Annotated in this window: 27 protein-coding genes; 12 read left to right on the forward strand and 15 right to left on the reverse strand. The window is 65.3% G+C overall.

Annotated elements, in window-relative coordinates; all coding sequences use genetic code 11:
• Positions 1–35: 35 nt before the first annotated feature.
• From nuoF to RQI43_RS19280, 6 genes are read right to left on the reverse strand one after another with little or no spacing between them, the layout of a single operon-like run.
• A complete protein-coding gene (gene nuoF / locus RQI43_RS19255; RefSeq protein WP_056434378.1) occupies positions 36–1,337 on the reverse strand; it encodes an NADH-quinone oxidoreductase subunit NuoF in 1,302 nt (433 codons plus the stop codon).
• 1 nt (position 1,338) lies between these two features.
• Positions 1,339–2,400, reverse strand: coding sequence for an NADH-quinone oxidoreductase subunit NuoE (gene nuoE / locus RQI43_RS19260; RefSeq protein ID WP_311276259.1), 1,062 nt, complete (start codon positions 2,398–2,400; stop codon positions 1,339–1,341).
• Between the two features lie 22 nt (positions 2,401–2,422).
• On the reverse strand, positions 2,423–3,613 hold the full coding sequence (locus RQI43_RS19265) for an NADH-quinone oxidoreductase subunit D (protein WP_056434382.1): 1,191 nt from the start codon (positions 3,611–3,613) through the stop codon (positions 2,423–2,425).
• A gap of 16 nt (positions 3,614–3,629) precedes the next feature.
• Positions 3,630–4,274 (reverse strand): NADH-quinone oxidoreductase subunit C, encoded by a 645-nt coding sequence (locus tag RQI43_RS19270; RefSeq protein WP_056434384.1) that lies wholly within the window; start codon positions 4,272–4,274, stop codon positions 3,630–3,632.
• A gap of 9 nt (positions 4,275–4,283) precedes the next feature.
• Positions 4,284–4,871: an NADH-quinone oxidoreductase subunit B family protein gene (locus tag RQI43_RS19275; RefSeq protein ID WP_019906836.1), complete on the reverse strand. Its 588-nt coding sequence runs from the start codon at positions 4,869–4,871 to the stop codon at positions 4,284–4,286.
• A gap of 53 nt (positions 4,872–4,924) precedes the next feature.
• Positions 4,925–5,290 carry an NADH-quinone oxidoreductase subunit A gene (locus RQI43_RS19280; RefSeq protein ID WP_056434386.1) on the reverse strand — a complete coding sequence of 122 codons (366 nt, stop codon included), beginning with the start codon at positions 5,288–5,290 and terminating at the stop codon, positions 4,925–4,927.
• A 460-nt stretch (positions 5,291–5,750) separates the two neighbouring features.
• On the opposite strand from RQI43_RS19280, the gene RQI43_RS19285 reads away from it, so the two are divergent.
• A complete protein-coding gene (locus tag RQI43_RS19285) occupies positions 5,751–6,884 on the forward strand; it encodes a glycosyltransferase family 4 protein (protein WP_056434388.1) in 1,134 nt (377 codons plus the stop codon).
• 289 nt (positions 6,885–7,173) lie between these two features.
• Complete coding sequence (locus RQI43_RS19290; protein WP_311276260.1) at positions 7,174–9,507, forward strand: glycogen debranching N-terminal domain-containing protein; 2,334 nt, start codon at positions 7,174–7,176, stop codon at positions 9,505–9,507.
• 163 nt (positions 9,508–9,670) lie between these two features.
• Here RQI43_RS19290 and infC read toward each other — a convergent pair whose 3' ends face one another.
• Both infC and RQI43_RS19300 read right to left on the reverse strand, forming a co-directional pair.
• Entirely contained in the window at positions 9,671–10,192 is a 522-nt protein-coding gene (gene infC / locus RQI43_RS19295; protein WP_018042013.1) for a translation initiation factor IF-3, read from the reverse strand.
• A gap of 189 nt (positions 10,193–10,381) precedes the next feature.
• Entirely contained in the window at positions 10,382–11,608 is a 1,227-nt protein-coding gene (locus RQI43_RS19300; RefSeq protein ID WP_207412290.1) for a glycosyltransferase, read from the reverse strand.
• 177 nt (positions 11,609–11,785) lie between these two features.
• On the opposite strand from RQI43_RS19300, the gene RQI43_RS19305 reads away from it, so the two are divergent.
• The gene (locus tag RQI43_RS19305; RefSeq protein WP_311276261.1) at positions 11,786–12,565 is read left to right on the forward strand and encodes an alpha/beta hydrolase; all 780 of its coding nucleotides are present in this window, start codon (positions 11,786–11,788) and stop codon (positions 12,563–12,565) included.
• Between the two features lie 15 nt (positions 12,566–12,580).
• On the opposite strand, the gene RQI43_RS19310 is transcribed toward RQI43_RS19305, so the two are convergent.
• Together RQI43_RS19310 and RQI43_RS19315 are read right to left on the reverse strand one after the other, a co-directional pair.
• Positions 12,581–12,865: a DUF1150 domain-containing protein gene (locus RQI43_RS19310; RefSeq protein WP_056434395.1), complete on the reverse strand. Its 285-nt coding sequence runs from the start codon at positions 12,863–12,865 to the stop codon at positions 12,581–12,583.
• A 78-nt stretch (positions 12,866–12,943) separates the two neighbouring features.
• Positions 12,944–13,381 carry an Hsp20 family protein gene (locus RQI43_RS19315; RefSeq protein ID WP_207412252.1) on the reverse strand — a complete coding sequence of 146 codons (438 nt, stop codon included), beginning with the start codon at positions 13,379–13,381 and terminating at the stop codon, positions 12,944–12,946.
• A 627-nt stretch (positions 13,382–14,008) separates the two neighbouring features.
• On the opposite strand from RQI43_RS19315, the gene RQI43_RS19320 reads away from it, so the two are divergent.
• The 7 genes from RQI43_RS19320 (at position 14,009) to RQI43_RS19350 (ending at position 18,190) form a co-directional block, all read left to right on the forward strand.
• A complete protein-coding gene (locus RQI43_RS19320; RefSeq protein ID WP_056434399.1) occupies positions 14,009–14,485 on the forward strand; it encodes a hypothetical protein in 477 nt (158 codons plus the stop codon).
• An 89-nt stretch (positions 14,486–14,574) separates the two neighbouring features.
• Positions 14,575–15,267 carry a MotA/TolQ/ExbB proton channel family protein gene (locus RQI43_RS19325; RefSeq protein ID WP_056434401.1) on the forward strand — a complete coding sequence of 231 codons (693 nt, stop codon included), beginning with the start codon at positions 14,575–14,577 and terminating at the stop codon, positions 15,265–15,267.
• Positions 15,268–15,378: 111 nt separating this feature from the next.
• Positions 15,379–15,861: a protein TolR gene (tolR, locus tag RQI43_RS19330; protein ID WP_056434403.1), complete on the forward strand. Its 483-nt coding sequence runs from the start codon at positions 15,379–15,381 to the stop codon at positions 15,859–15,861.
• Positions 15,862–15,866: 5 nt separating this feature from the next.
• Positions 15,867–16,871 carry a TonB family protein gene (locus RQI43_RS19335; RefSeq protein WP_311276262.1) on the forward strand — a complete coding sequence of 335 codons (1,005 nt, stop codon included), beginning with the start codon at positions 15,867–15,869 and terminating at the stop codon, positions 16,869–16,871.
• A gap of 13 nt (positions 16,872–16,884) precedes the next feature.
• A complete protein-coding gene (locus RQI43_RS19340; RefSeq protein WP_311276263.1) occupies positions 16,885–17,409 on the forward strand; it encodes a metallophosphoesterase family protein in 525 nt (174 codons plus the stop codon).
• 171 nt (positions 17,410–17,580) lie between these two features.
• A complete protein-coding gene (locus tag RQI43_RS19345) occupies positions 17,581–17,844 on the forward strand; it encodes a hypothetical protein (RefSeq protein WP_246747951.1) in 264 nt (87 codons plus the stop codon).
• 190 nt (positions 17,845–18,034) lie between these two features.
• Positions 18,035–18,190, forward strand: coding sequence for a hypothetical protein (locus RQI43_RS19350; protein WP_200919252.1), 156 nt, complete (start codon positions 18,035–18,037; stop codon positions 18,188–18,190).
• Positions 18,191–18,203: 13 nt separating this feature from the next.
• Here RQI43_RS19350 and RQI43_RS19355 read toward each other — a convergent pair whose 3' ends face one another.
• On the reverse strand, positions 18,204–18,458 hold the full coding sequence (locus RQI43_RS19355) for a hypothetical protein (protein ID WP_207412247.1): 255 nt from the start codon (positions 18,456–18,458) through the stop codon (positions 18,204–18,206).
• Positions 18,459–18,758: 300 nt separating this feature from the next.
• Between RQI43_RS19355 and flaF the strand changes: the two genes are divergently transcribed.
• Positions 18,759–19,118, forward strand: coding sequence for a flagellar biosynthesis regulator FlaF (flaF, locus tag RQI43_RS19360; RefSeq protein WP_311276264.1), 360 nt, complete (start codon positions 18,759–18,761; stop codon positions 19,116–19,118).
• Positions 19,119–19,435: 317 nt separating this feature from the next.
• Here the strand turns inward: flaF and RQI43_RS19365 are convergent, their stop codons facing one another.
• The 4 genes from RQI43_RS19365 to RQI43_RS19380 form a co-directional block, all read right to left on the reverse strand.
• Entirely contained in the window at positions 19,436–19,747 is a 312-nt protein-coding gene (locus RQI43_RS19365; RefSeq protein WP_311276265.1) for a hypothetical protein, read from the reverse strand.
• Between the two features lie 254 nt (positions 19,748–20,001).
• Positions 20,002–21,117, reverse strand: coding sequence for a molybdenum ABC transporter ATP-binding protein (gene modC / locus RQI43_RS19370; RefSeq protein ID WP_311276266.1), 1,116 nt, complete (start codon positions 21,115–21,117; stop codon positions 20,002–20,004).
• A gap of 8 nt (positions 21,118–21,125) precedes the next feature.
• Positions 21,126–21,818, reverse strand: coding sequence for a molybdate ABC transporter permease subunit (modB, locus tag RQI43_RS19375; protein ID WP_207412243.1), 693 nt, complete (start codon positions 21,816–21,818; stop codon positions 21,126–21,128).
• Between the two features lie 113 nt (positions 21,819–21,931).
• Positions 21,932–22,120 (reverse strand): hypothetical protein, encoded by a 189-nt coding sequence (locus RQI43_RS19380; protein ID WP_056434417.1) that lies wholly within the window; start codon positions 22,118–22,120, stop codon positions 21,932–21,934.
• Between the two features lie 138 nt (positions 22,121–22,258).
• Between RQI43_RS19380 and RQI43_RS19385 the strand changes: the two genes are divergently transcribed.
• On the forward strand, positions 22,259–23,176 hold the full coding sequence (locus RQI43_RS19385; protein WP_311276267.1) for a 50S ribosomal protein L11 methyltransferase: 918 nt from the start codon (positions 22,259–22,261) through the stop codon (positions 23,174–23,176).
• Positions 23,177–23,190 lie beyond the last annotated feature (14 nt).

The raw sequence follows: 23,190 nt of genomic DNA on the forward strand, positions 1-23,190 counted from the left end.
CTCGGTAACGAATTTCGGTCCGAACGACATGGCGATCACTCCGCGGCGATCCGCACAGGATCGCTGTGCGGGTTGGCGCTGTAGCGGTCGATGCGCTTCTCGATCTCGGGACGGAAATGGCGGATGAGGCCCTGGATCGGCCAGGCCGCCGCGTCGCCGAGCGCGCAGATCGTGTGGCCCTCGATCTGCTTCGTCACGTCGAGCAGCATGTCGATCTCGCGGCGCTGGGCGCGGCCTTCGGCCATGCGCAGCATCACACGCCACATCCAGCCCGTGCCCTCGCGGCAAGGCGTGCACTGGCCACAGGATTCGTGCTTGTAGAAATAGGCAATGCGGGCAATCGCCGACACGATGTCGGTGGAGCGGTCGAGGACGATGACCGCCGCCGTGCCAAGACCGGAGCCGAGATTCTTCAGGGTGTCGAAGTCCATCTTGGCGTCGATGATCTGCTCGGCCGGCACCAGGGGCACCGAAGAGCCGCCGGGGATGGAGCAGAGCAGGTTGTCCCAGCCGCCGCGCATGCCACCGCAATGCTTGTCGATCAGCTCGCGGAAGGTGATGCCGAGTTCTTCCTCGACGTTGCACGGCTTGTTGACGTGGCCCGATACGCAGAACAGCTTGGTGCCGGTGTTGTTCTTGCCCCCCAACCCGGCGAACCAGGCCCCGCCACGGCGCAGGATAGTCCCCGCCACCGCGATCGACTCGACGTTGTTCACCGTGGTGGGACAGCCGTAGAGGCCCATATTGGCGGGGAAAGGCGGCTTCAGCCGCGGCATGCCCTTCTTGCCTTCGAGGCTTTCCAGCAGGGCGGTTTCCTCGCCGCAAATGTAGGCGCCGGCACCGTGATGGACGTAGATGTCGAACGGGTAGCCGTGGACATTGTCCTTGCCGACGAGACGAGCGGCGTAAGCTTCGTCGACCGCCTTCTGCAAGGCGTGCTTCTCGGCAACGTACTCGCCACGGATGTAGATGTAGCAGGCATGGGCGGCCATCGAGAACGAGGCCAGCATGCAGCCCTCGATCAGGAGATGCGGATCGTGCCGCATGATCTCCCGGTCCTTGCAGGTCCCCGGCTCGGATTCGTCGGCATTGACCACGAGGTAGTGCGGACGCCCATCTGACTTCTTGGGCATGAAGGACCATTTCAGGCCCGTCGGGAAGCCGGCACCGCCGCGCCCGCGCAGCCCGGACGCCTTCATCTCGTCGATGATCCAGTCGCGGCCCATTTCCAGCAGGAACTTGGTGCCGTCCCACGCGCCGCGCTTCCTGGCCTCTTCCAGACCGGGCGAATGCAGACCGTACAGATTGGTGAAGATGCGATCCTGATCGGAGAGCATGTCAGATCTCCTTCGCGTTGGCGGACGGCGTCTTCGGTTCGGTCGGTTTCGGTGACGATTCGTCCGCGCTCGCGCCGGAGGCGACCGGCTGCGGCGGCGGTTCATCGCGTGGCAGATCGGATTGCGTCCCCGCCTCGGCTCCAGCGGCCTCGGCCTCGGCGATCGTCTCGGGCGCGGACGGAGCCGGCTTGTTCGGCTGGGCCGTCGATTCCTTCGGGTCGGCCGCATCGGCCTTGTCGCCCGGCTTCACCGGCGTCTCGCCGGATGCGTTACGCTGAGCTGGGGCGTCGGTCGGCGGCTCCTCCACGGCGCGGCCCGAATCGGGCTTGGCCGGCTTCGGGTCCGACGCCGCGCGCTGCTCGGACGAGACAGCTTCGGACTTGCCAACTGCATCGTCGGATTTCGCGGCCTGATCTTCGAACCGCTTCCGCCATGCGCCCACGCGCGACCCGTCGAACAAGGTCTCGTCGCTCAGCGTGTCGGCCCCGCCCATCGGCTCGGATGACGTGCGCCCGACCTGCGAACCGATCTTGACCGGGCGTCCAGCCGCGAGGTCGTCCATCAGTTTGCCGAGGAGCTCGGGCGTCAGGTCTTCGTAGTAATCCTGATTGATCTGGGCCATGGGCGCGTTGCAGCAGGCGCCGAGACACTCGACTTCGAGCCAGGAGAAATTGCCGTCTGCGCTGACATGGCCGGGTGCGCCGAGGCGCTCCTGCAGATAGCCCTTCAATTCGCGCGCACCGCAGGAATCGCACGGCACCGTGCCGCAGAGCTGGATCCAGAACCGGCCCACCGGCTCAAGGGCGAACATCGTGTAGAAAGTCGCGACTTCGAGCACGCGGATATGCGGCATGCCGAGTTCGGCGGCCACCGCCTCGATGGCCTTCTGCGGAAGCCAGCCGCCATTCTGCTCCTGCGCCTTCCACAGCAGCGGGATCACCGCGGAGGCCTGACGGCCTTCGGGATACTTCTCGATCTGCCCTTTGGCCCATTCGGCGTTCTCGGGCGAGAAAGCGAAGCTGGCCGGCTGCTCGGAAGCGGGGGCGAGTCTGCGATTGGCCATCAGTGCGAAACCTCGAATACCGTCACCGGTCCACCTCGCCGAACACGATGTCGAGCGTGCCGAGCACGCAGGACACGTCGGCCAGCATGTGGCCGCGGCACATCCAGTCCATGGCCTGGAGATGGGCGAAACCCGGAGCGCGGATCTTGCAGCGGTAGGGCTTGTTGGTGCCGTCGGCCACGAGATAGACGCCGAACTCGCCCTTGGGCGCTTCGACGGCGGCGTAGACTTCGCCGGCCGGCACGTGGAAGCCCTCGGTGTAGAGCTTGAAATGATGAATCAGCGCTTCCATCGAGCGCTTCATTTCCCGGCGCGGCGGCGGTGCGAATTTGCCGTCCGTGGCGGCGATCGCCCCCATTCCCGCCGGCTCGCGCAGCTTGATGCAGCACTGGCGCATGATCTTGGCCGATTCGCGCATTTCTTCCATGCGGATGACCTGCCGATCGTAGGTGTCGCCGTTCCTTCCCACGGGGACGTCGAATTCCATCTCCTCGTAGCATTCATAGGGTTGCGACTTACGCAGGTCCCACGGGATGCCGGAGCCGCGCACCATCACGCCCGAGAACCCCCAGGCCATGGCCTCGTCCACGGTGACGATGCCGATATCGACGTTGCGCTGCTTGAAGATGCGGTTCGACATGACGAGGTCGTCGAGATCGTCGACCACCTGCAGGAACGGGTCGATGAAGGCTTCGATATCGTCGATCAGCGCGGGCGGCAGGTCCTGGTGCACGCCGCCGGGCCGGAAGTAATTGGCATGGAGACGAGCACCCGACGCGCGCTCGTAGAAGATCATCAGCTTCTCACGCTCCTCGAAGCCCCAGAGCGGCGGCGTCAGTGCGCCCACATCCATGGCCTGCGTGGTGACGTTGAGGAGATGAGACAGGATGCGACCGATCTCGCAGAACAGCGTGCGGATCAGCTGAGCCCGGCGCGGCACCTGGAGCCCGAGCAACTTCTCGATGCCGAGACAGAAGGCATGCTCCTGGTTCATCGGCGAGACATAGTCGAGCCGGTCGAAATACGGCGTCGCCTGCAGGTAGGTCTTGTGCTCGATCAGCTTCTCGGTGCCGCGATGGAGCAGGCCGATATGCGGGTCGACGCGTTCGACGATTTCGCCGTCGAGTTCCAGCACGAGACGCAGAACGCCGTGTGCCGCCGGGTGCTGCGGCCCGAAATTGATCGCGAAATTGCGGATATTGTGCTCGGTCATGGCCTCGCTCCGCTGCTCAAGCCGACTTTTTCTCATCGCCCGGGAGCACGTATTCGGTGCCCTCCCACGGCGAGAGGAAGTCGAAGTTCCGGAATTCCTGGGTCAGCTTCACCGGCTCGTACACGACACGGGCCTCGTCCTGGTCGTAGCGGACCTCGACGAAGCCGGTGAGCGGGAAGTCCTTGCGCAGGGGGTGGCCCTCGAAACCGTAATCAGTGAGCAACCGGCGCAGGTCCGGATGTCCCGAAAACAGGATTCCATACAGGTCGTAGGCTTCGCGCTCGAACCAGTTTGCCGCCGGGAACACCTCGATGACGGAGGGTACGGCGGTCTGGTCGTCGGCCTGCACCTTCACCCGGATGCGGCTGTTATGGCGCAGTGAGAGCAGGTGGTAGACCACGTCGAAGCGCTTGGCCCGGTTGGGATAATCAACGCCGCAGATATCGATGAAGCAGCGGAACGCGCAGGTCGGGTCATCGCGCAGATAGGTGAGCGCATAGACGATATCGCTCGCCTGAACGTTCAACGTCAGCTCACCGAAGGCGATGGCGCGCGAGACGATGGCCGGCCCGAGGGCCGCGCCCACATGGTCGCTGAGCGCCTGGAGCGAACCGTCGGCGGGGGCGGCCGTATGCGCGAGGATCGAGATGCCGTTGCTCATCGCGGATCCTCAGCGCTCGATCGTGCCGGTACGGCGGATCTTCTTCTGGAGCAGAAGCACTCCGTAGAGTAGCGCCTCCGCCGTGGGCGGGCAGCCAGGCACGTAGATGTCCACCGGCACCACCCGGTCGCAGCCGCGCACCACCGAATAGGAATAGTGATAGTAGCCGCCGCCATTGGCGCAGGAGCCCATGGAGATCACGTAGCGGGGCTCGGGCATCTGGTCGTAGACCTTGCGCAGGGCCGGAGCCATCTTGTTGGTCAGCGTGCCGGCAACGATCATCACGTCGGATTGCCGGGGCGAACCGCGCGGAGCGAAGCCGAAGCGCTCACAATCATACCGCGGCATCGACATCTGCATCATCTCGACGGCGCAACAGGCGAGGCCGAATGTCATCCACATCAACGAGCCGGTCCTGGCCCAATTGATGAGGTCGTCCGTCGAGGTGATCAGGAAACCACGGTCGGCGAGTTCGCTGTTGATCGACAGAAAGGTCGGATCGTCGGCGCCGATAGGGCGACCGGTATTCGGGTCGATGATCCCTTTCGGTGCCGGTGCAACGGCAGGGATCCGGGTGATATCGGGGCTGAAGGCCATCGGTTTCTCGGGATCAGGCTTCGGGCAATGCGATTGTCAGGTCGACGGGATAGTTAGTCCCATTCGAGGGCGCCCTTGCGCCACTCGTAGACGAACCCGACCGTGAGCACGCCGAGGAAGGCCATCATCGACCACATCCCGAACCAGCCGAGCTCCCCGAAGGTGATCGCCCAGGGGAACAAGAATGCCACTTCCAGGTCGAAGATGATGAAAAGAATAGCAACGAGGTAGAACCGCACGTCGAACTTCATGCGGGCGTCATCGAAGGCATTAAAGCCACACTCGTAGGCCGAAAGCTTCTCCGGATCGGGGCTGTTATAGGCCACGAGAAAGGGAGCCACGAGCAACGCCACCGCAATGAAGAGCGACACGCCGATGAAGACGATGAGGGGCAGATAATCCGCCAACAGGCCTGTCATGCGACACCTCTCGTGTTCGTGGCGAGCGAAACGCCTCGCGAGCGCCGGGATGGTATGGAATTGCTCCAATGCCAGACTGCGCAGGCGCGAGGCTTAGACGACCCCCTTGAGCGAAACAAGGGCGTCCTGCGTCGCACAAATCCAGGCATGACACGGAGGTATGCCAAGGATCGCATCCTTCAACACGACCGATCCGCGCAGGCCCCTCCAAGATGGTCCTCACCGGGCCCACCGACCGGCAATTCTGGCCGGCTTCCTGCATGGCGCCGCGCCTCGCCGGACCGGGTCGATGGGCCGGGTGGAAACGAGGATACCGGGGACATCCAAGGTTAACGCAAAGGTAAACATGGCGCTCGGCAAGCGCTCGGAACCATAACCTTGGCCGTGAGTTCCGTTCATGTCCCACTCAGGCCGGTTGGCGTTAGGTCGTCGCAACATTCGACCTTACAGGAGACGTTTCGTGCGCATTGCCCAGATTGCTCCGCTCTCGGAGGCCGTGCCTCCCAAGTTCTATGGCGGCACCGAGCGCGTCGTATCGTGGATCACGGAAGAACTCGTCCGCCAGGGCCATGACGTCACGCTGTTCGCCAGCGGTGATTCCGAGACGTCGGCCAAGCTGGCGGCCTGCACGCCGGAGGGCCTTCGCCTTCTCGGCTATCGGGACCATACCGCAAGCCATCTCGCCATGCTGCACAACGTGCACAAGCGGGCCCACGAATTCGACGTGCTGCACTTTCACATCGATCTGCTTCAGTATCCGATGTTCGAAGATCTTTACCATAAGTGCGTGACGACCATGCATGGTCGCCTCGACGTGCCTGATTTCATGCCGGTCTACCGTACCTTCACGGGCATGCCGCTGGTGTCGATTTCCGACAATCAGCGTGAACCGATGCCCTCCAACTCGAACTGGCAGTCGACGATCCATCACGGCCTGCCGGCCGAGAACTGCCCGTATTACCCGGACGCCAAAGGTGGCTATCTCGCCTTCCTCGGTCGCATCTCTCCGGAGAAGCGCCCCGACCGCGCGATTCAGATGGCGATCCAGTCCGGCGTGAAGCTCAAGATCGCCGCGAAGGTCGATAAGGCGGATCAGGATTACTGGGATGAGGTCATCGAGCCGATGATCCATCACCCGCTCGTCGAGTTCATCGGCGAGATCAACGAAGAACAGAAGAAGGACTTCCTCGGCAACGCGCTGGCGCTGGCCTTCCCGATCGACTGGCCGGAGCCTTTCGGCCTCGTCATGATCGAGGCGATGTCAGCAGGTACGCCGGTCATCGCGTTCCGCAACGGCTCGGTTCCCGAAGTCATCGCCGACGGCGTCAGCGGTGTCCTTTGCGACACGATGGATGATGCCATCGCGGCCGTGCACAAGGTGAAGACCATGAGCCGCGCCGGTGTCCGTCGCCACTTCGAAACCCAGTTCACCGCCGAGTGCATGGTGAAGAAGTACGTGGCGGTCTACGAGCAGTTGATCGCGGGTCAGCCCAACGTGATCACGATGCCGCATGCGGGTGCCTTCACCCCGCATTATGGCGACTTGAACGGTTCGGCCCGCCCCTCGCTCTCAGCCGCGGCGATGCCCGCCTGAAAATCTCTAGCGAAAGGCTGATGTCATCGGGCATCAGCCTTGCTAACCTTCCCCGTATCGGTGCCGCTTCGAGCGGATCCGCCGAGACCGGTTCCAGAAGGCCGCCGAGTCGCCTGGTCGCGATCGGCGGCCTTTTGATTCGCGGGCTACGATCGAGCGCATCGGGCCGAAACGCATGGCCGCGTTTCATGCGAGTCCGAACTTAAACAATGATCTGCGGCATCGGGCCGGGTATGGCTTCGCCTCGATGCTGCAGGTCCGGCAGCCCACTTCCCGGAGACGTTCAGGCATGGCGGCGAACACTTCCACGGCGACGACACAGGACGGTTCCAGCGCGAATGGCCTGGGGCAAGGCTTCCAGGATGCCGACGCGGTGCTGCCGCAATATCATATCGAGGCGCAGACCTCGCTGGTGGAGCGTCCCTTGCGCTCACTGAAGTACGGTGAGGCCTTCGCCGTCCTCGACAGTTACGGCGATATCGGCGTGCTGCCTGGGCCGGAAGGCCTGTATTTCCAGGATACGCGCTACCTCTCGCGCCTCGGTTTCACCATCGAGGAGCAGCGGCCGCTGCTCCTGTCCTCGGTGATGCAGGACGATAACGGTGCGCTGAGCGTCGACATGACGACGCCCGACATCCGCATCGACGCTCACGACGAGACCACGATTCCGCGCGAATTGATCGCGATCGAGCGTACCAAGTTCCTGTTCAAGGGGGCCTGCTACGACCGGATCGGCCTGCGCAATTACGATTCTCGGCATTGGAAGCTGAAGATCGGCATCACCTTCGACGCCGATTACCGTGACCTGTTCGAGGTGCGCGGAATGGACCGTCCCATCCGGGGCAAGCGTAGCGTCCAGGTGGCGAGCGAGACCGAGGTCCAGTTCCGCTATGTCGGTCTCGATGAGGTGGTCCGCACCACGAGCCTGCATTTCGGGCCGAAACCGAAACATATCGAGCCGGGCCGGGCCGAGTTCGAAGTCTCGCTGCCCCCTGGCGGCCGGACGTCGCTGTTCATCCGCGTGGTCTGCGAATCGCACCGCGCCTTCACCAGTGCCCCGGCCGCCGAAAAGGTGGGCGAGGATGCAGCTGCCGGTCTGTCGCAGGCGGCGGGCAGCGGAGCCGGAGCACGTCACCCGAAGGGCCTCGGCGAAGGCGTGATTTTCGCCCGCGCCTATCGCGACGCGCGGCGGGACCTGCGCCAACTCACCGCCGGCATCACCACGATCATCTCGTCGAACGACCAGTTCAACGAGGCGGCTTGCCGCGCCACGGCCGACCTCTACATGCTGGCGAGCCGCACGCCCGAGGGGATCTACCCCTTCGCCGGTATCCCCTGGTATTCCACCGTGTTCGGACGCGACGGCATCATCACAGCGATGATGGCCCTCTGGATCGACCCGAATTTCGCCAGGGGCGTCCTGCGTTACCTGGCTTCGACCCAGGCGAAGGCCGTGGACCCGGCCGCCGACGCCCAGCCCGGCAAGGTGCTGCACGAGACCCGGCGCGGCGAGATGGCGATGCTCGGCGAGGTGCCGTTCCGCCACTATTACGGCACGATCGACGGCACGCCGCTCTTCGTCATGCTGGCCTATGAGTATTATGCCGTCACCGGCGACCGGGAGACCATTGCGCGGATCTGGCCGGCCCTCGAACTCGCCGTCGAATGGATGAACAAGTACGGCGACCGGGACGGCGACGGCTTCGTCGAATACGCCCGCGACACCGACAAGGGCCTGGAGAACCAGGGCTGGAAAGACAGCCACGATTCGATCTTCCACACCGACGGACAGCTCGCGAAGGGGCCGATCGCTCTGTGCGAGGTCCAGGGTTACGTCTATGCCGCCAAGAATGGCATGGCCAAACTCGCGACTCTGCTCGGCCATGACGAGTTCGCGGCCCGTCTCGGAGACGAGGCCCGCTTGCTCCGTGAGAATTTCGACAGGGCTTTCTGGTGCGAGGAGATCGGCACCTACGCGCTGGCCCTCGACGGGGCGAAGAAGCAATGCGCCGTGCGCTCGTCCAATGCCGGCCACGCCCTCTTCACCGGCATCGCCCTGCCGGAGCGGGCCGCGAGCGTCGCTGCCAATCTCCTGTCGAAGGACGGGTTCAACGGTTGGGGCGTGCGGACCATCGCGCGTGGCGAGGCCCGCTATAATCCGATGTCGTATCATAACGGCTCGATCTGGCCGCACGACAACGCCATGGTGGCGATGGGCCTCGCTCGCTACGACCTGAAGCCCGAAGCGTCGCGCATTTTCCAGGGCATGTTCGATACCGCGCTCTACCAGGACCAGAAGCGCCTGCCGGAGCTGTTCTGCGGCTTCATGCGGCGCAACCAGCGCGGACCAGTCTCCTATCCGGTCGCCTGCTCGCCGCAGGCCTGGGCGGCGGCGGCACCCTTCGCCTTCCTCTCCGCCTGTATCGGCTTGGAGATCCAGCACGACCGCAACCGCATCCGGCTCCGCAACCCCACCCTGCCGGACTTCCTCGAAGGAGTCTCGATCTTCAACCTCAAGCTCGGCGAATCGCGGATCGACCTGCGTGTCCAGCGCTACGGCAGCGATGTCACGGTCAACGTGCTCAGGCGTGTCGGCGACGCGCAGGTGTCGGTGGTGAAGTAACCCTCGGGGGCGGTTCACACGCCGCCCCTCCCCTCTCCGCGGATGCAAAGCCGTGCCGAATCACGGGATACCGTGAGTGGTCGCGAGGCGATAAAAAAGCCGCTTCCCGGATCGGGAAGCGGCTTTCAATGTTCTCAAGTCCAGTGAAGGGATGGAAAGCGTCTCAGCGCGGCGCCAGGATCATGATCATCTGGCGGCCTTCGAGCATCGGCTCGCTTTCCACCTTGGCGATTTCCTGGGTCTCGTTCTTCACCCGCTCCAGCAGGCGCAGACCGATATCCTGGTGAGCCATCTCACGGCCGCGGAAGCGCAGGGTGACCTTCACCTTGTCGCCTTCCTCGAAGAACCGGATGACGGCCTTCATCTTGGTGTCGTAATCGTGCTTGTCGATGCCGGGGCGGAGCTTGATCTCCTTGACCTCGACCGTCTTCTGCTTCTTACGGGCCTCGTTCTGCTTCTTCTGTTCGTTGAAGCGGAAGCGGCCGTAATCGAGCAGCTTACAGACGGGAGGAACGGAGTTCGGCGCGATCTCCACGAGATCGAGGCCCGCCTCTTCGGCGAGGGCCAACGCGTCGAAGAAGGCGACGACACCGCGGTTCTGCCCGGTATCATCGATGAGCTGCACTTCGCGGACGCCACGGATGTCCCTGTTGGCGCGCGGCCCGTCCTTCTGCGGGGCCGGCATGGCTCTCATTGGTCTACGAATGGCTTCAATCTCCTCGTGAACGACGAAACGGCAGCCTGCGGACATCGCCCCGAGGGCTAGACCTGGCCACCAATCGCTCCGGCAATCCGGTTGCGGACACCATGTCCGAACTGCGTCTCGTGTCAACAGGCTCGAACCGCTTTGGTTCACGAACCCGTCGATACGGCATCATCGCGCGCGGCCCGCGAGGAGCTCCGCATAGATGTCCAAGGTGGCGCCCACCATGCCGTCGAGGGAGAAATGCGCCTCCACATGCGCACGTCCCCGGCGGGTCATGGCGTCCCGCGCGCTGGCCCCGAGATTCAGCGCCTCGAGCAAGGCCTCTGCCAGGGCCGGTGCGTCGCCTGGAGGCACGCGCCAGCCGGTGCGCTGCGCGGCGGGCACTTCCGGCGGGGCGAGCACCGTTTCGGGCACCGCGCCGAGGTCCGAGACCACCACTGGAGTTCCGAGGGCCTGGGCCTCCACGGCCGAACGCCCGAATGCCTCGGGCTCTACGGAGGGGACGGCCACCACCGAGGCCGCCCGGAAGGCGGCCGGCATGTCGGTGCAATGACCGACCCGCAGCACGATATCGCGGAGCCCGCGGGCCTCGATCAGCGCATCGAGCTCACGTTCGTAGGCAGAGCGACCCTGCGGGTCTCCGGCCAGGATGAACGCGACATCGGCGACACCCCGGTCCCGCAGGACGGCCGCCGCTTCGATCAGCACGCGCTGGCCCTTCCAGGCCGTCAGCCGGGCGGCGAGAAGAACAACGCGCTGGTGCGGGGCGACCCCCCAGGATCGGCGCAGGGCCTCGACGCGCGCCGGTGCCACGGCGCCGGGCGAGAACTGGGCGAGGTCGGTACCGCGATGGACGACCCGCACGCGGTCACCGGCCTGCTCGGGATGAAGCATCCGGATGAGGTCGGCGGTGTAGTGGGAATTGGCGATGACCACGTCGCCCCGCGCCATGACCGAATTGTAGAGCACCTTCACCCCGGTCCGGCCGGAATAACTGCCGTGATAGGTGGTCACGTAGGGGATCTTCAGCCGTCGTACCGCCCCGAGCGCCACCCAGGCGGGCGCACGTGAGCGGGCATGGACGATCTGAACTCCCTCGCGCCGACACAGGCTGGCGAGGCGGCCGATATTCACGGCCATGGCGAGGGGATTCTTGGAGGCAGCCGGAAAGGGAAGCCAGGTTCCACCCTTGGCCTGCATCTCGCCGACGAGCCGCCCGCCTTCCGTCGCCACCAGGGCACGGGCCCCGACGGCGGCCAATGCCGCTGCTACATCCACCGTCGTACGCTCCGCGCCGCCGGCATCGAGGGCAGGAATGATCTGCAGGATCGTTGCGCCCGCCAGAGGCTGGATGTCACCGGGAAAGCCTGCGCCCGACCGCTCGCCGCCGTTCACTCCGGTGATCCTTTTCGGAACCGGAGACACGACGGACATTGGTTTTCGGCGCAGGCCCGGTATTCGTCTCGTGTCTCGATCATGGTCTCCAGCATCGGGGGCACGCTTTACGTCTCGGTAAACGAAAAGCGACTCCGAGGCATTCAATTCTCGTTTTCTTCGGATTACGGATGAAGCATGGATTTCGCGACCCGCCAGAACCCGATCTTCATCTCGGTTGGAGAGGGAGACGCCGCGCGCCGCATCGCGATACGGATCCGCGAGGGGGACGGGCCTCCGCTCGTCTGGCTCGGGGGATTCCGATCTGACATGGGGGCGACCAAGGCGACAGTCCTCGACGCTTGGGCGCGGGACCAGGGCCGCGCCCTCATCCGGTTCGACTATACCGGACATGGAGAATCGGAAGGCGAGTTCGCCGCCTCGACCATCTCCACATGGCTGGAAGACGCCATGGCGGTGCTGGACGCGACCGTGACGAGGCCACCGATCCTCATCGGTTCGTCGATGGGGGGCTGGATCGCCTGTCTGGTCGCGCGAGCCCGAGCCTCGCGCGGCGACGCCGCACCGGCCGGAATGGTGTTGATCGCACCGGCCGTCGATTTCACCGAGACGCTGATGTGGGAGCGTTTCCCGCCGGAGATCCGCGCGACGATGGAACGGGACGGCGTCTGGTGGCGGGCGACGGAATACGGGCCCGACCCGGTCCCCACCACCATGTCGCTGATCGAGGACGGACGCCGGCACCTGCTGCTCGATGCGCCGATCGATCCGGGCTGCCCCATCCACATCCTGCAGGGCATGAAGGACCAGGATGTGCCTTACGAACACGCGATCGCGACGGTGGGCCGGCTGCCAGCCGCCGGCACAGTCCTCACCCTCATCGCCGATGGTGACCACCGGCTGTCTCGTCCGCAGGATCTAGCCCGACTGACGGCAGCGGTGGCCGAGATCGCCTGAGCGCCCCCTTGCGCCTCAGTGGAGGCTGACGGCGAAAAGGTCGTTGGCCATGGCGTTGGCGACGATCGCATCCCGCGAATCGGCGAGGAGGATCGGAGCCCCGCTGGCCGAGAGCAGGGCGAACAGGTCGAGGCCCGGCGACAGTTCGGGAGCCTGCGGGAACAGCCGCTTCACCTCATCGGAACGGATCGGGCGCACATAGGCAATGTGGCCTTCGCCGAGGGCGGCGAGATCGGCAGCGTTGAATTCGGCCGGGTCGAGATCGGCCTGGGTGATCGGGTTCGCATTGAAATCGGTCATGATGCCCTCCTTTCGAGGCAGAGCGTATAGGATCGGCGCCGCGTTCGGCCCGTATCCGGGTGAAAACTCAGTGTGCCCTCAGACCTCGTCGCGCGACGCGATGGTGATCTTGCGGACGATCCGCTCCGGCTCGGGGCGGGTCAGATCGATGGACAGGAGCCCGTTCGAAAGGTCCGCGCCCATCACCTCCATGCCGTCGGCGAGAAGAAACGCACGCTGGAACTGACGCGCGGCGATGCCTCGGTGCAGGAATTGCCGCGCCTTGTCGTCGACTTGCCGCCCTCGCACCACGAGTTGGTTCTCCTCCAGCATCACGTCGAGCTGGTCCCGGGTGAACCCGGCCACCGCGAGAGTGATCCGCAGCCGCTCCGGTTGATCGTCGGAACGGGCCACCCGCTCGATATTGTAGGGCGGATACCCGTCATTGGCCGCCTTCGACACGCGGTCGAGGGCCTGTTCGATTTCGTCGAAGCCGAGAAGAAACGGATGTCCGAACGGTGAAGGCCGTGTGGTCACGTGATCTAGTCCTTGGCGAAGCCCCGGGGTCGATAGATGAGGCACTTCGATCTGTCGGAGCCCGCCTGAAGCAGCACTCCTCCCGGCGGTCGTCTGCCGGTCACCGCGATATGGAGATGTGGAAAAGCGGCATCAAGGGCACCGCTCTCAGACCGGTCCTCGCGTCGACTCGCCTCCCTGACCGCACGGAAATGTCGAGCCTGAAGATCAGCGGAGCGGACAGGAAGAGGCTGTGGATGTCGTCAAAAAGGGAAACCTGGGATGATCAAGCAATAGACATGGGAGCATTAGGCAATCCCTTCGCTGCGCCGAGCGTCGCAGTAACAGTTTGGAACTGCTCTGATTTTCAGCGCAAAGCTTGATCTTACAGGGACAACTCGGATACTCCGCGCCACGTCGAACGATGCGGCGGTGCGAGCGCCGGGCGTCATGCGTCAGGTTGGAGCGGCACCGCACCGCGAGCGTCGCGCTCAACGCCAGAGGAACCGCCGAAGACGATCCCCTTGGGGGTCTCTGCGATTGCCGTTCGCGAAGGCGCGTCGACGCAGGCGACCTGGGCAGGTGACCTGGACACGCAACTTGGGCATGCGACTTGGGACTGCCGTAACCGAGGAGAATCGGACCGTTATGAACGAGGCGCACTGCGTGACCGAATTCCCATCCTTCCCGGCCGGCCGTGCCATTGGCGCCGCGCTGATCGCTGCTGCCCTTTCGGTGGGATGGGGCGCGCCCGCCGTCGCCCAGGATGCGAAACCCAGCCCCCTGAAGCTCGAGCTCAACCGTCTCGAGCCGGCGGGCGAGGCGTGCCGCACCTATCTCCTCGTGGACAACAGCCGCGGCCCCGCGCTGAAATCCCTCAAGCTCGACCTCTTCGCGTTCGATACGGAAGGCGTCGCGCAGAAGCGCCTCGCCGTCGAACTCGGCCCCATTCAGGACCGAAAGACCATGGTGCGGCTGTTCGATTTCCCGGCCCTTTCCTGCCCGAAGATCGGCCGCGTCCTCCTGAACGACGTGCTCGCCTGCGAAGGCGGCGAGGCCAGCCGCGAGACATGCCTCGACCGGATCGAGACCGAGAGCAAGACGAGCGCGAGCTTCACGCGCTGATCCCACGGGCTGACACGCCGACCTTCTGATTGCCGATCCGGTCGCCCCTCGGCGATCGCCACCACCCAACGAACCCCGAGGAGCCCGCCATGGATCCGACTTCCGCGCCGGCCGCTGTCGCCCACGACTTTTCCTTCATCGGCCTGTTCCTTCAGGCAGACCCGATCGTCAAAAGCGTCATGATTCTACTGGTGATCGCCTCGATCGCCTGTTGGACGGTGGTGTTCGAGAAGCTGGTGCGTTTCGCCGCCGCCAAGCGTCAGGCCAAGGCCTTCGACACGCTGGTGCGCTCGGGCGGCTCCCTCGAAACGACGGGATCGGGTATCGATGCCGGTATCGTGCAGGCCGGGCTCGAAGCCTGGCGTGACCAGGACGCCACCGAGACCCGCGCCGAGCGGCGCGAACGCATCGAGCGCGCCATGCGGGCCGCCCTGACGCTGCGGGTCAAGCGCCTTCAGACGGGCCTGCCGCTCCTGGCGACCTCCGGTTCCACCGCCCCCTTCATCGGTCTCTTCGGCACGGTCTGGGGCATCATGAACTCGTTCTCGTCCATCGCCCAGAGCCAGGACACCTCGCTCGCCGTGGTGGCCCCCGGCATCGCCGAGGCCCTCTTCGCCACGGCGATCGGCCTCATCGTCGCGATCCCGGCGGTGATGGCCTACAACAAGCTCACGAACGATCTCGGCCGGGTGCAATCCGCCTTCGTCGCCAGCATCGGTACCCTCGGCAACCGCCTCGCGCGGGACCGCAAGAGCGTGCCGCACGCCGCGGCCGCCGAGTAGCGCGGCGTCTCCCACGCAACGAACATTCCATGGCCGGCGCGGACGCGACGGCACGATGACGACATGCGGCGGGCCATCGAGCCGGCCGCCGAAGCCCCGGAGGGCTAAACGATGGGTATGGGTTCGGTCCGCGCCAGCGGCGGCGGCGATGACGAGGATGACCTCGATTCCGCGCCGATGTCTGAGATCAACGTCACCCCGATGGTGGACGTGATGCTGGTGCTGCTGATCATCTTCATGGTCGCGGCGCCGCTGATGACGACGGGCGTGCCGGTGCAATTGCCTAAGACCACCGCCGCCAAGGTCGCACAGGCGAAGAAGCCTCTGGAAATCTCCATCGACAAGGAAGGCAAGCCATTCCTCGCCAAGGACGAGCTGACAGCGGAGACGATCATGCCGCGCCTGAAGGCGCTGGCGGCGGAAGACCCGTCCCAGGTCATGCTGGTACGCGGCGACAAGGACGTGCCCTACGGCAAGATCATGGAAGTGATGGGCCTCGTCGGCCAGGCCGGCTTCACCAAGGTGTCCCTCATCGCGCAATCCCCGGGCGGAGCGCTTCCGGCGGCCCCTGCGGCGAGCGGAGCGACGCGGTAGACCCGATGAACGCCCTCGTCTCGACACGTGAGCCCGGACAGCGAGGTCCCACGGGCCTCGCTGCGGCCTTCCTCGTGGCCTTCGTCCTGCACCTGACGGTTCTGGCGGGCATGATGCTGTTCGGCCAGCCGCCCAAGGCGCCACCCGGCGAGAACACGATCACCATCGATCTGGCGCCGCAATCGACCGAGGCCGAAGCCCCGTCCGCCCCCGCCATGACGGAGGCGGTGCCTCCCCCGGCGGAAGAATCCCCCGTCGAGACGCCGGACGTCGTCGAAGAGGTGCAGCCGCCGGAGATGGCGGAGGTGACGCCGCCCGAGACTGCGGAAGTTCCACCCGAAGAGACTCAGCCCATCGTCACGCCCGACACGATTACGGAGGTGCCGCCGGAGGAGCAGGTCGTGACTTCCACCGCCGAAGTGGCCGAGCCCCTCGCTCCCCCGCCGCCCGTCGTGGCCAAGCCGCCCGAGCCGGTGAAGCCGCCCAAGCCCGTCGAGATCGTCAAACCGAAGCCGAAGCCCGATCCCAAGATCGAGGCGAAGCGTCGGGAAGAACTGGAAGCCAAGCGCGAGGCCATTCGCGAAGCAAAGCTGAAGGCGGCCAAGGAGGCCAAGCTCAGGGCTGCGCGTGAGACCAGCCGACGCGCCGCTCAGGAGGGCGGTCCGAGCAGCTCGGCCTCGTCCGCGAGGCAGGCGAGCACGGGCTCATCCGCCTCCGGCAACGATCCCAGCGCCCTGCGTCAATGGCAGGGAGCCCTCGCCTCGGCCATCAATGGGCGCATGAACCGTAACGCGGCGGCGGGGACGGCGGGCGGTACCGCCGTGGTGCGCTTCACCGTCTCGCGGTCGGGTCAGGTGCTCAGTGCCGGGCTGGCTAGCAGCAGCGGCATCAGCGTCATCGACGGGGCGGCGCTTGCCGCCGTGCGCGGATCGCTGCCGGCGGCTCCTCCTGGCGTCACCGTGAGCAGCCTCGCCGTCACCGTCCCCATGCGCTTCCGGCCAGGCGGCTGAGCCGGGAGGGGCGGTGGCGGTCTGGTTCACCAGCGATACGCATTTCGGCGACCGGCGTGCGCTGAATATCGACCGCCGCCCTTATCCGGACCTCGCGGCCCATGATGCCGGGTTGATCGCCAACTGGAACGAGAGGATCGCACCCGACGACACGGTCTGGCATCTCGGCGACGTGGCGGTTGGCCCCTCCGACGCGCGCATCGCCGAGATCGTCGGCGCCCTCAACGGCGTGAAGCACCTCATCATCGGCAACAATGACGGGCCCGGCACGCTGGCGCTGCAAGCCTGGGCCTCGGTGGGCCATTATGCCGAGATCGACGTGGACGGACGCCGGCTCGTGCTCTGCCATTATGCGTTCCGAACCTGGAACGGCATCGGGCGGGGCGCACTCAACCTACACGGACATTCGCACGGCAAGCTCGCGCAGGCCCCGCGCCAGTACGATGTCGGGGTCGACGTTCATGCCTGCGCCCCGGTGCGACTCGACGAAATTCTGGTTTCTCGCAGACGCAGGAAACCTGCGGAACCTTCGCCGTGAGTTCGCCGTTTGTGACGCAGACTGGACGATAGGGATGTGTCTTTGGCGCTAACCTTGCTCTGGCACTGAACTCGAAAGACGGACATCCGCCTTCAACGAGACGCACAATTGGATTTCCCCATGCGCTTCGCTCCTGCAACGCCCATCGCCGCATTTGGCTTCGTGCTGTGCATGATCACTCCGACCCTGGCGGCGCCGTCATGCCTCCAGGGTGAACGGAAGGTCCAGGAAGCCGCAGCCCTTCGCTATCAGGCCCGTGAAGAAGCGCGGCTCGGTAATCGCGACCGGGTCTGCGAAACACTCGATGAAGTGGGCGATCGCTACGAGGAGGCCAAGGACGCGTTCGAGGATTGCGGTGCCGGCATCGTCGCCATCGACCTACGCAGCGAAACGCGGGCGTTGCGCGCAGCAAAATCTGTCAATCGCTGCGACTGAACTCTGCGGCCGGGATGCCGATACTTCCTCCCGGCCACGCGCTACCGAAGATCAGTATCTGACAACACTTTCACATATGTGGATATTTTCCGCACGTGCTGACCCGGTGCGGCCACGCACAGCCACGCTTTTCCGTTCACATCACAGATCAAGGAACGACGGAGGACTTGTCCGTCGGGAGGCCAACCCCATGAACGCATCCGCCCAGCATAGCGATCTCTCCCTGCTTTCGTCCCAGGCTACGCATACGGCTGCAACCGGTCCGTCCTTCGCCGCAGCCTTGTGCGGCTTCCTCTCGACGACGGTCGCCACGACGATGGTGATGTTCCTGCTCAGCAGCCTCTGATCGAGCGCCGCGGCTACGGGGCGACGAACCAGAACCGTCGCCGGGAGAACAGCATGTCCGCGTTGCCGACGCTCTGGTCGCCCTGGGGACGAGCCGGGACCAGACTGCAGGGAGGCTCGATCCGCGGCGGTGCAGCGGGGAGCAGAAGCGCCGACGAGACTGGATGAAGACCGAGCTTGGTCTGTACCTCCGGATGACGCACGGCGACGATGGTCACGATTCCGGCGATGAGACCTCCGGCGAGCGTACCGAGCAGAAAATTCATCATGTCAGTGAAGGGGCGTACCCGTCGGGGGCCCGACTCGGCCCATCTCCAGGATGCTCGCAAAACCTGACGGATGCGTTGCAAAAAGCCGGATCTCGGTGACTATGTGTTGCAATGCACGCCATCGATATAGGTTGATCCCGCCGGATTGATCAGGGTCGCTGCCCCGTCGCTCCGTCCTCCCCCAGCTTCCCGGCATGATTGGGGCGATCCCGCCGCCTTACCGTCTTTTAACCTTACCTCGACTACGGTCTGATTCGAGCGGCACGAATCGGCATGGCCGCGTCGGGAGAAGGAGCGATCATGTCCTATGGAGCCAGTGCCTATGCGCGGGTCGCGCAGACCGCGTTGACGCCTCGCGGCGCCGAGGCAGCTGTCCTTATCAAGGCGGCAGGTAGGCTCCAGGCAATTCAGGCGGATTGGGACAATCAGCGCCCGGCTTTGAACGATGCCTTGAACTTCAACCAGAAAGTCTGGACCATCATCGCCGGCTCCGCAACCGAACCGGAGAATCCGTTGCCGGATTCGATCAAGACGAGCATCGCCGAACTCTCGACCTTCGTGTTCAAGCGCATGATCGACACGATGATCGAACCCAAGGCCGAAAAACTGACGGCACTCATCAACATCAACCACCAGATCGCGGCCGGCCTACGGACCTGACACCTCGCTGGGCACTCACGACGCGAAGCGAACGCCCATCGCTGGCGTCGCAGCGGAACGTGCCTCGCTACAAGGTCGGCGGAGCCCGGATAAGTGCGGGCTCGAGCGGCGAGCCCGCCGCGCCTTGTGACGCTCACACCGCCCGAATGCATCCATTTGGGAGACCGGGTTCGTCTCGGCCGAAGCGGAGCCGTTTCGATCGTCCACAGGCTCAGCGAGCCTGAGTTGGGCGTCCTGCGCAAGTACCAAAAGGCCGGAGCCTTCGCTCCAGCCTTACGTGTTTCCTATCGATGAATGGGGCGATGCGTCGGCCCTGATCAGGCGGTCCGATCCACGGGCTGCTCGTCTTCCGTCGCCCGGAAGGCGCTGGCCCGATTCGCCGTCGCCTCCGCATAGGCGCGCGCTCTCAGGAGAGTGGCCTCGGGCAGTTGCACGACCACGTCGCCGGAATCCGGGTCCACTACCTGATACACGATGCTCTTGGTGTCCTGATCCACGATGACCCGACGCTCATCTGCGGTGGGCAGCCCAATATCCGACTTGGACGCCGGTTCATCGGCGGCGGGTGTTTCGTCCCGGCGAACATCGAACTTCACAGGCGGGTCCAGAGGCGTGGCGACGCGCGTCACGGGCGCAGCCTTGGGCACCGGCGTCGGTGAATTCACGGATGGATTATTTGGAGCGACGGGAGCCGTCGACACCGAAGAAATACTCAGGATCGTCATTGCACGCCCTTTCGAAGGTGGTCGTGTCATGCAACCAAAAACGATGGCGAGGATGAATCGCTTCTTAAGATGGGCCGGTTACTCACCGCTGTTCAACAGAACGGCAAAGAAGTCGTTCAGAGAAAGCATGAAATTTTAACGATCCTACCAGCCCGCCATCAGATCTCCACCGGCGCGGGCCCGGCCGTCCCCACCCCCTGGGGATCGAAAGCGATGCTTTTCACCACGGCATAGACGGCGCGGCCGGGCGCAAGGGCGAGATCGCGCACCGAGGCGCGGGTCAGGCGGGCGGCGAGCAGCACGCCGTGGCAATCGATCTGAACCATGGCGGCCGCTTCCCCGAAGGCATGGATCGAGACGACATGCCCTTCCAGAATATTGCGCGCGCTCAAGCCGACAGGGGCTTGCGTCGCGAGGAGAACGTCCCGCGCCGGCACGCGGATGCGGACGGCTGTGCCGATGCTTCGTAGCAAGCGGGGAACCCAAAGGCGACCGACGCGTCCGCTCAGACGGGTCAGGCCAGTCTCGGAATCCGTCTCCTCCACGATCATGTCGAGGATCGCACCGGCTTCGGCCTCCTGCGTTGCGAGAAGATCGGCCCGCCGAAGGACGGTATCGGCCGCTCCAACGGCAGCGACGCGACCCGCTTCGAGCACCACGACGGTGCGCGCCAGTCGCGCCACCTCCGAGACCGCGTGGCTGACATAGACGATGGGCAAGCCGGCCTCGTCGCGCAGGCGCTCGATATAGGGAAGGATCTCCGCCTTGCGGCCCTCATCGAGGGCAGCGAGGGGCTCGTCCATGAGCAGGAGCCGGGGCCGGCTGAGCAGGGCCCGGCCGATCGCTACTCTTTGCGCTTCACCACCCGAGAGACCCGCCGGTCGCCGTTCGAGCAGATGGCCAAGCCCCAGCAGGTCGACGACGCCCTCGAAGGCGATGCCGTCGCTGCGGCCGCGGGCGAAGGCTCGGCCATAGCCGAGGTTCCGGCGTACCGAGAGATGCGGCATCAGCCGCGCCTGCTGGAACACCACGCCGATACGCCGGCGATGAACCGGCACGGCGATGCCGCGCTCCGTGTCGAGCAGCGTCTCACCGGTCACCGCGATGCGACCCCGATCCGGTCGTGCCAACCCGGCGATGAGATCGATCACCGTGGTTTTGCCCGAGCCCGAGCGACCGAACAGGGCGGTCAGGCCAGGGCCGGCGGCGAACGCGACTTCGAGGCTGAAGGCACCCCGGTTCAGCGAGACGTCGATATCGAGCGTCGCGGACATAGGGGGCCTCACCCGGTTCCAAGGCGGCGGGCGAGGCGGCGGGCCAGCAGCTCGGACACGAGAAGAGCCGTCATCGACAGGGCCACCGAGATCAGGGTGAGGCGCAAAGCACCCGCCTCCCCGCCCGGCACCTGTGTCAGACTGTAGATCGCGGATGGCAGTGTCTGGGTCTCGCCGGGGATGTTCGAGACGAAGGTGATGGTGGCACCGAACTCGCCCATCGCCTTGGCGAAAGCCAGCACCGCCCCGGCGAGAATCCCCGGCATGGCGAGCGGAAGGGTGACGGTGAGGAAAACCGCGCTCGGCCGTGCTCCGAGCGTGGCGGCCGCCTGTTCGAGGCGTCGGTCCACCGCTTCGATGGACAAGCGCATGGCCCGGACCATGAGGGGGAACCCCATGATCGCGCAGGCCAGGGCTGCTCCGGTCCAGCGGAACGAGAACACGATCCCGACCTCGGCGAGCGCCGCACCGAAGGTGCCGCGCCGCCCGAACGACAGGAGCAAAAGATATCCCGTCACCACAGGCGGCAGGATCAGGGGAAGGTGGACGAGGCCATCGAGCAGGGCGCGGCCGGGAAAACGCCCACGCGCCAGAAGCATGGCGACGAAGAGACCGGGGATCAAACTCGCCAGCGTGGCCACGGCAGCGACCCGCAGGCTGAGGCCGATGGCTGTCCATTCGTCGGGTGTCAGAGCGATCACCGGCGACGGATCAGCGCCGGCTTCCAGGGAACCGAGGGCCTCTGCACTGGATCATGACGACGCGCGCTCCCTCATCCGCCGGAGGCGTCGATAGCACGGAATCCTGTCTAGGATCAGGGCTTCGAAACGTCGTCCTCACTCGCTGCCTGACGCTCGGCGCGATGCAGCCGGCTGAGAAGCACCAGCATCGAGCCCGGGACAGGCTCGAAATTCGGCTCGGAATCCAGGAGACCCGACGTTCCGTTGCGACGGAGACGCCTGGCGGTCCTCTTGCCGACGATGGCCACGGGGGCCCGGGTCATGTTTTTCTTCTGGTTCGTACTCAACACCGCACCCTCGAACGCCACGGGGACGACAGGAGAAGCGCAGGAAAACGCCGATCGCGGCGCACGGTTCCGCGACGGTGGCGGGGAATCCTCACGGATGCTAGAGCCCCTTTCATGCTCGAAGGCCTTCACCCCAACCGTCCGACCCACGTGCTGCGCCTCCTCACCGACGAGAGGTCGGCGCGGGCCATGACCGATATCCTGGGCGAGATGTTCGACCCGACGGAGACGGCCGTCGCCGCTTTCGAGGCGGAGGATGGCAAGACCTGGCGGCTGGAGGCCTATTTCGCCGATGCGCCGGACGAGGAGATGGTCCGCGACCTGATTCGCCCCCTTGTGGGCGAACAGGCGGACGCCGCCATCTTCGAGACGATCGACCAGCAGGATTGGGTTCGAGCTTCCCTGGAGGGGCTGAATCCGGTCCGCGCCGGGCGGTTTCTCGTCCATGGCTCGCATGACCGCCACACGATACGTCCGAACGACCTCGCCATAGAGATCGAGGCGGCTCTCGCGTTCGGCACCGGGCATCACGGCACGACGCTGGGCTGCCTCAAGGCCCTGGTCGATGTCATGAAGAAAGGCCGACCGGCGCATGTGCTCGATGTGGGCACGGGCACCGGCATCCTCGCCTTCGCGGCGGCCAAGGCCCTGCACCAGCCGGTCCATGCCGGCGACCTCGACCCCGAGGCGGTCTCCACCGCCAAGGGCAATGCCCGTTTGAACGGTCTCGGCGGCCTCGTCCGGCTCTATGTCGGACCCGGCGTGCGCCATGCGAGCGCCGACCGTAGCCGCCGCTTCGATGTAGTCTTCGCCAACATCCTCGCCCGGCCCCTGAAGCGCCTCGCACCGACCCTCACCGCGACGGTGGCCGACCACGGCGTGCTCATCCTCTCGGGGCTGATCGAACGCGACGTGCCCGGCGTTCTCTCGACCTATCGTCATCGCGGCTTCCACCTGGCCCGGCATGGCCTGATCGAAGGCTGGGCGACCCTGGTGCTCAAGCGCGGCGGAGCGGCACCGCGCCCGCTCTGAGGGCGGTTGCCGCC

It is taken from the genome of Methylobacterium sp. WCS2018Hpa-22 (genome assembly GCF_031843785.1).
Taxonomy (GTDB): Bacteria; Pseudomonadota; Alphaproteobacteria; order Rhizobiales; family Beijerinckiaceae; genus Methylobacterium.